2 protein-coding genes are annotated in these 2,911 nt (G+C 73.7%); both read left to right on the top strand.

All coding sequences use genetic code 11. The features are described 5' to 3' along the window. The first annotated feature begins 81 nt into the window (after positions 1 to 81). Entirely contained in the window at positions 82 to 1,839 is a 1,758-nt protein-coding gene (locus ACJA3G_RS34290) for an ABC transporter ATP-binding protein (RefSeq protein WP_406556938.1), read from the top strand. A gap of 137 nt (positions 1,840 to 1,976) precedes the next feature. Then, a partial coding sequence (locus tag ACJA3G_RS34285; RefSeq protein ID WP_406556937.1) for a S1C family serine protease occupies positions 1,977 to 2,911 on the top strand: 935 nt, incomplete at its 3' end.

The following is a 2,911-nucleotide window of genomic DNA, read 5'->3' as shown; positions in this document are numbered from 1 at the left end:
GGGGTAGTTGGGCAGGGGCGGGGGCCCGGATCGCCGGCCCCCGGTGTCAGGTGAGTCCGGCCCTTTTCACGTCCTCCCTACGTGACCTCTGACGACTCCCGCTCCAAACTGCCCGCCCGGGACACCTGGCGGGCCCTCTACCGCCACTTCCGGCCGCACCGCGCCACCGTCGCCCTCGGCGCGCTGCTGACCCTCGCCGGGTCCGCCACCGGGCTCGCCCAGCCGCTCGCCGCCAAGGCCCTGGTGGACCGGCTCGGCGGGGACGAGCCGATCGCGGGCGTGCTCGTCCTGCTCACCGCGCTCGTGGTGCTGGGCACGGTCGTCGAGTCGTGCGGGGCGTACGTCCTGGAGCGCACCGCCGAGTCCGTCGTCCTCGCCGCCCGGCGCTCCCTCATCGGCCGGCTGCTGCGGCTGAGGCTGCCCGAGGTCGAGCGGCTGCCCCCGGGCGACCTGATGTCCCGGGTGACCTCCGACACCACCCTGCTGCGGGCCGTCACCACCCAGTCCGTGGTCTCGGCGGCCACCGGCGGCCTCACCTTCCTCGCGACGATCGCGATGATGGCGTACATGGACGCCGTGCTGCTCGGCGTGACGCTCGGCGTGATCGTCCTGATCGGCTCGGCGGTGGCCCTGGTGATGCCGCAGATCGCCCGGGCGACCGCGCGGGCCCAGGAGTCGGTGGCCGAGATATCCACCGTCCTGGAGCGGGCGTTCGGCGCGTTCCGCACGGTCAAGGCCTCCGGCGCCGAGGAGCGCGAGACGGCGGTCGTGGACGCCGCCGCCGAGGAGGCCTGGCGGTACGGGGTGCGCTCGGCCAAGTGGCAGTCGGTGGCCGGGACCTCGGTCGGCCTCGCGGTGCAGGTGTCGTTCCTGTCGGTGCTCGGCATCGGCGGTGCCCGGGTCGCCTCGGGGGCGATCTCGGTGTCGACGCTGGTGGCGTTCCTGCTGTTCCTGTTCTATCTGATCGACCCGGTCTCCCGGCTGGTGCAGGCCGCCACGCAGTACCAGGTGGGTTCGGCCGCGATCGCCCGGATCGAGGAGGCCGAGCGCCTGGAGACCGAGGAGTCCACGGCGCCGGCCGCCGCCGTGCCCGCCACCGGGCCCGCCCCGGTGGTCTTCGACGAGGTGACCTTCCGCTACCGCGACGACCTCCCGTACGTCCACCACGGTGTCTCCTTCGAGGTGCCCGGCGCCGGGATGACCGCCTTCGTGGGGCCCTCGGGCGCGGGCAAGACGACCGTCTTCGCGCTGATCGAGCGGTTCTACGAGGCGACCGGCGGCCGGATCCTGATCGACGGCAGGGACGTGCACGACTGGCCGCTGGCCGAACTGCGCGCCGCCATCGGCTACGTCGAGCAGGACTCCCCCGTGCTGGCCGGGACCGTCCGCGAGAACCTCGTCTTCGGCGCCCCGGACGCCACGGACGCCGACATCGCGGACGTCCTCGTACGCGCCAAGCTGGACGCGTTGGTGGAGCGGCTGCCGGACGGTCTGGACACGGTGGTCGGGCACCGGGGATCCAAGTTGTCGGGCGGGGAGCGGCAGAGAGTGGCGATCGCGCGGGCGCTGCTGCGCCGGCCGCGGCTGCTGCTCCTGGACGAGGCGACCTCGCAGCTGGACGCGGTCAACGAGCTGGCGCTGCGGGACGTGGTGGCGGAGGCCGCGCGGCGGACCACGGTCCTGGTGGTGGCGCACCGGCTGTCCACGGTGACGCTGGCGGACCGGATCGTGGTCATGGAGGCGGGGAAGGTACGGGCGGTGGGCACCCACGCCGAGCTGGTGGCCCAGGACCCGCTGTACGGGGAGCTGGCGGCGACCCAGTTCCTGGCGACGGCCTGATCCGTGTTCGTGGGCTGATCCGTGTTCGTGGCGTGACGCGTGTTCCCGGCGACGGCCAGTCCGCCGATCGGGCCGTCCCGACCTGTTCGGACCGTTGCGGGAGGCCTGCGTCCGGGGCCGCGGCGATACTGCGGAACATGGATGCATCCGTGACCCGCGGCCGGGTTCGCCGGCTGCTGCTCCCCCTGACGGCGGCCCTCGCCACGGCCGCCCTGCTGGCCGGCTGCTCAGGCGCCGGCTCCGGTGGTGCGCACTCCTCCCCGGCGCGGGCCGACGTGGCCGCGCCGAGGAAGGCCGAGGCGCCGCGCAGGGCGGACGGCGGCGGCCTCCAGGCCGACTACGAGAGGGTGATCAAGGACGTACTGTCGTCGGTCGTCCAGATCGACGCGGCCAACAGCCTGGGCTCCGGCGTCGTCTACGACACCCAGGGGCACATCGTCACCAACGCCCATGTGGTGGGCGGCGAGAACGTCTTCAAGGTGTCCACCGCCACCGGCGGCGGCGCGATCGGGGCCAGGCTGGTGGCGGCCTATCCCGAGCAGGACCTCGCCGTGATCAAGCTGGACTCGGTGCCGAAGGGGCTCAGGCCGGCCAGGTTCGGCGACTCCGCGAAGGTGGAGATGGGCCAGATCGTGCTGGCCATGGGCTCACCGCTGGGGCTGTCCAGCAGCGTCACCCAGGGCATCGTCTCGGCGACCGGCCGCACGGTCACCGAGAGCCGGGCGGGCGGCGGGACCGGCGCCACCATCGGCAACATGGTGCAGACGTCGGCGGCGATCAACCCCGGCAACAGCGGCGGCGCGCTGGTCAACCTGGACAGCGAGGTCATCGGCATCCCGACGCTGGCGGCGACCGACCCGGACATGGGCGGCAGCGCGGCCCCCGGCATCGGCTTCGCCATCCCGGTCTCGATGGTGCGGACGGTCGCGGACCAGATCATCAAGAGCGGCAAGGTGACCGACTCCGGGCGGGCGGCGCTGGGCGTGACCGGGCGTACGGTCGTCGACTCCGGCTACCGGCCCGCGGGCGTCGCCATCGTCGAGGTGAAGCGGGGCGGGGCGGCCGACAGGGC

The sequence above is a fragment of the Streptomyces sp. YS-3 genome (assembly GCF_045257485.1).
Classification (GTDB): Bacteria; Actinomycetota; Actinomycetes; order Streptomycetales; family Streptomycetaceae; genus Streptomyces.
Note: the sequence above shows the minus strand (reverse complement) of the source record. Positions and strands in the feature narration are given on the sequence as shown.